At 47.2% G+C, this 4,530-nt stretch carries 1 protein-coding gene; it reads left to right on the top strand.

The genetic code is table 11. From position 1 onward, the window contains the following. Positions 1–3,984: hypothetical protein (locus A6733_RS10385; protein WP_092460819.1), on the top strand; the 3,984-nt coding region annotated here is incomplete at its 5' end. Between the last annotated feature and the right edge of the window lie 546 nt (positions 3,985–4,530).

Below are 4,530 nucleotides of genomic sequence, written 5' to 3' on the forward strand. Positions count from 1 at the left end.
GGACCAGCTTCCAAGCGTTGTGCTTCTGATGCTGCCTTTTCTAGTGCTACTACCTCCGTAGGTAAGGGTAGTAGTGGTGATAGGGGTAAGAAGGGCAAAGGACCAGCTTCCAAGCGTTGTGCTGCTGGTTCTACGGTTTCTACTACTGCTGTTCATTCTGCTTCCGCTGGTGCAAGTTCAGAATTAGCAGATTCCTCTTCTTCTGGGGCTGCAGAGTATTGCGGTTTCCATATTTGTACTTCGGATTTGTTAGATTTACGTAGAATGGAAGGTAGTTTTTTATGTGCCCTTGAAGAAAAGGCTACTGCATTTTTTAGACCTCGGATTCAAGAATCACCTTTATTACGCGATGATTCTGTGATGGAAGATTTTTCTGATTCTGTGATGGAAGATTTTTCTGAGTTACGTGATGTATTGTTTTCTGGTCTTGAAGCGGATATGAGTGGTTTTCGTGAGAAGTACTTTGCGGAGGTTCATAGTAGAGTTATTTTTTCTCATCACCTCGTTGGTGGAGAGATTAAGAAATTTAGTACTGAGGAAGCTAGTCAGTTTAGAGAATCTTTTCTTACTGCTATAGCTGCTAAGATCAGGGAATACTTAGCTCTTGTATGGAGGTTAGAGGTTTCCATGGCTTTGGATGAGGCCCTATGTGCTTCCCATAGTGCTCAGGTTGCCGCTGCTCGCGCTGCTGCCTCTACCGCTGCCGCTGCTGCTCGCGCTGCTGCTCGCGCTGCCGCTCCCATTCCCGATACTAATCCTGATCCCGCTCGTGCTCGTGCCCGTGCTCTTGCTGTTTTTCGCACTGCTGATTCCCGTGCTCGCCGTGCTGCCGCTGCTTGTCCCACTATCGATCCCGTTGTTGCTCGCGCTCGCGCTGCTGCTTGTGCTCGCGCTGCAGACTATTATGCTAGCATTGCAGATTATTATGCTAAAACTGTCGCTGCTCGAGCTGCCGCTGCTCAAGCGCATGCTGCTGTTGCCGATCGCTTTGTTGCTCAAGCTCGCGCTGTGGATAGTAGCGTCCCTAGCTCCGGTTCCAATTCCAGTCTTGTTCTAGATAATCTTGTTGCCACCGCTCTTAATAACCGTGCTGCTGCTCGCGCTGCTGATGCGGAGGCTGCAGCTGCAGCTGCAGCTGCAGCTCGTGCTCATGCTTTTGTTTTTGCTCCCATTCCCGATACTGATCCTGATCCCACTTCTACCCGGAATCGTGCTCGGTACCGTCTTAACACTGCGAGTAATCGTGCTCGCACTGCCGCTACTCTTGCTGCTGCTGCTCGTGCTGTTGCTGTTGCTGCCGATCGTGCTGTTGATCAAGCTCGTGATGTGGGTAATAGCGTTTCTAATCCCGGTTCCGGTTCTGTGTCTGATCACACTCTCGATAATCTTGTTGCCGCAGCTCTTGCTCGCCATGAAGATGCTCGCCTTGCTGACGCTCGCGCCCGCGCTGCTGCTGCTGTTGCTGCTCGTGCTCATGCTGCTATTCCTCTTTCCAGTACCGATCCTGATTTCGTCCGTGCCCGTGCTTGTGCCCGTGCTGCTAATGGCCGCGCTCACACTGCCGCTGCTCTTGCTGCCGCTGCTCGCTTTGCCGCTATCGATGCCGATCGTGTTGTTGCTCAAGCTCGCGCTGAGGAAAGTAGCGCCCCTAATCTCGGTTCCGGTTCTGGGTCTGGTCACATTCCCAATAGTTTTGTTGCTGTCGCTCTTACTCACCATGAAGATGCTCGCCTTGCTGATGCTCGCGCCCGCGTTGCTGCTGCTGCTGCTGCTCGTGCTCATGCTGCTGTTCCTCCCTCCAATACCGATCCTAATTTCGTCCGTGCACGTGCACGTGCCCATATTGCCGATAACCACGCTCGCACTGCCGCTGCCCTTGCCGCTGCTGCTCGCGTTGCCGCTATCGATGCCGATCGTGCTGTTGCTCAGGCTAGCGCTGCGGATGGTCGCGCTCCTGATCCCGGTCCCGATTCCAATCTAGTTATTGCTAATGTTGGCGCCGCTGCTACCACTGCCACTTGCTCTGTTTCTGTCGCTTCCACTACTGATTACAATAGCGCTCGCACTTCCACTGCTGCTATTGCTGGTTCTTCTACATCTTCATTACTTCCTGATACTTCTTCTCCTGTTCCACCAGGTTTTGTAGATTTGTTTGGGTTTGTAGTACCTTCTGAGCTTAGTGACGTGGTTAGAAAGCTCACATCTGATGTTTGTGCAGTGGCTAAAAGTTTTTACCCTGGTACGTTAGGAGGTCCATTGTCGAGGGCCGTCCGTAGTCTTTCAAATTCTGAACAGCGATGTGCTTGGTGCTTAACTAATATGAAGCTTTATGAGGCTAAATTTATGGCCAAGTGCATTGCTGAGTATTTTGTTAAGCTCCTTCCTGAATTTATTAAGCATCTTTGTAATGTCAGAGTATGGGATTCTTCTAGTCGTTGCTTGTTGCCATTGATGGGAAGCAGATTAAGAGATTTTTGGGCATCTTTAGATCAAGCCATTTTCAGAGCTTTACGGGATTTTTTTGTTACAAAGTGGACTGCATTTACTGCGCGCTTTTCTGTTCCCGTTTTGCTTTCATCAGTCCCTGGGGAGGTATCATCTGCTCTTTGTGGAGGAGATTTTGTTGGTGCTTGTGCTAAGGCCGCTACTTCTTCGTCGTCACGTTCAATATTTGGTTCAATTACTGGAGGGATGGGATTGCAAGTGGCACCTCATGCTGGTGATTCTGTGAGCTTGTTTGGGTTTGAATTACCTTCTGAAGTTGGCGAAATGGTTGAGGTTCTTATCCGTGAGATTAGTGCATTTGCTAGACGTACTTACTCTTCTTTGGTAGGAGTTCAGGTGTTGGATGCTATGGGTAGGCTTTCAGATTCTGAAAAATGTGCTTGGCTTACGGCTAGTATGATGCTTTATAAAGCTGGCTTTGTGGCTAATTGCCTTACCGGTTATTCTGATGAGCTTTGTTCTGATTTTATTTGCTCTATTTTTAGTGCCAGACACGGGGATGCTTCCGGTCGTAGCTTATTGCCGTTAATGGGAAACAATTTAAGAGATTTTTGGTTATCTTTGGGTAATGCTATTTTAGAGGCTGTGGAGGGTATTTTTGTAGCAGAGTGGGGTGAATTTACTAGACTTGTTCCATTAGAATCTAGAGAGGAATCATCATCTACTGTTTGTGGGAGAGATCTTATTAATGCTTGTAATAAGGCTGGTATTCCTACGTTGGCAATTTCAGTGATGAGGAGAGTACAAGTAGCAGCACAGAGAGAGGTATCTCATTTTGCTGAAGTAGGTAGTTCTGTACATACTTTACCTGTTTCTGGAATAGCGCCAGAAGTATCACTAGTCGAAGACCATTCTTTGGTGTCGTCAGGTGGGGTGTTAGTAGATAGGCCGTGCTCACCTTTATCTGAGGAGCAGGCATTGGTTGTTGATGTTTCTACTCCTTCTCCTTCAGAGGAGTCATCAATGTTGGCTAGAGAAGAAGTTAGGGTGTCTATGGTCGGTACCTCTTCTTCTGCTGCTTTGGGAGTTTTAGGAGATGTATCATCTACTTCTCCATCTGAGCGGATGGTGTTGCTAACAACTAGTGCTTCTTCCGTTACTTCTGTCGAGGTAGAGGGATCTACTACAGTAACTAAAAGGAGTTATCCCTATGGATCTAAGAAATCATTTATGAGTAGGTGGTATGGTGCTGATGTGTCTTCTTCTTCTTCCGGTATGTCTTCTTCTGTGCCCTCCGGTAGTATTGCATCTTCTGGACCTTTATCTTCTGTACCCGTCGCGACGAGTAGCTTTTCAACAGCTACTACTGGTACTGCTTACGGGGAGGGTGATATAGGAGAGAGATTGGCGGAATTGCTGAATCGAGATTTGCCGCCTTCACCGCCACCTGCTAGCGAACCAACTCCTACGGAAGGCAAAGCTTCTTCTTCAAGTAGAGGAAGTGGTAGAGGGAAAAGGAAAAGGAAGAAGGAAAGTTAAGTTGTGAATGTTGGTTTTTTTTATGTTGCACTATGTGTTGATTGAGTTGATTGTTTGCGCTCATTTTGTTTTGAGAGAGTGATTTTTGAGATGCTACTTGTTGGCAATGATTTCGTAATGTAGTGTTGCCTTGCAATAGATTAGTCTTATATTGCGACTAGTAGTGTGTATGCGTTGGTATGGGTTCTTTTTTGTAGGTTTGTCTGGTTTTTTAGCATGGATTGCAATTCATTTTACTACATGAGTATGAATATTGGTTGGTATATGTATTGGGCTGTTTTCCATAGATAAGTTCTATTGTTCAGCATAGCATGACATTAATCCCTTAGTTTTGCGTACGATACGTAAGACGGGGTAGACTCGTGTGAGTTGGTCTATATTTGGTATGTTGTTTTACATTATGCTTTTCTGTGTTTACTCCAAAGTCTTGCACCTTCCGGGCCATGTGGGTAATGGAGTAGGTGTTTCTTCTACGCGCTCAGTGTTTTGTTGCTGTAGTGGAGTGTAAGCGCCTGGGGCGTGTGCTTGGGTTGTGCCTTTGTTGTA

The organism is Candidatus Ichthyocystis sparus, from assembly GCF_900078745.1.
GTDB lineage: Bacteria > Pseudomonadota > Gammaproteobacteria > Burkholderiales > 2013Ark19i > Ichthyocystis > Ichthyocystis sparus.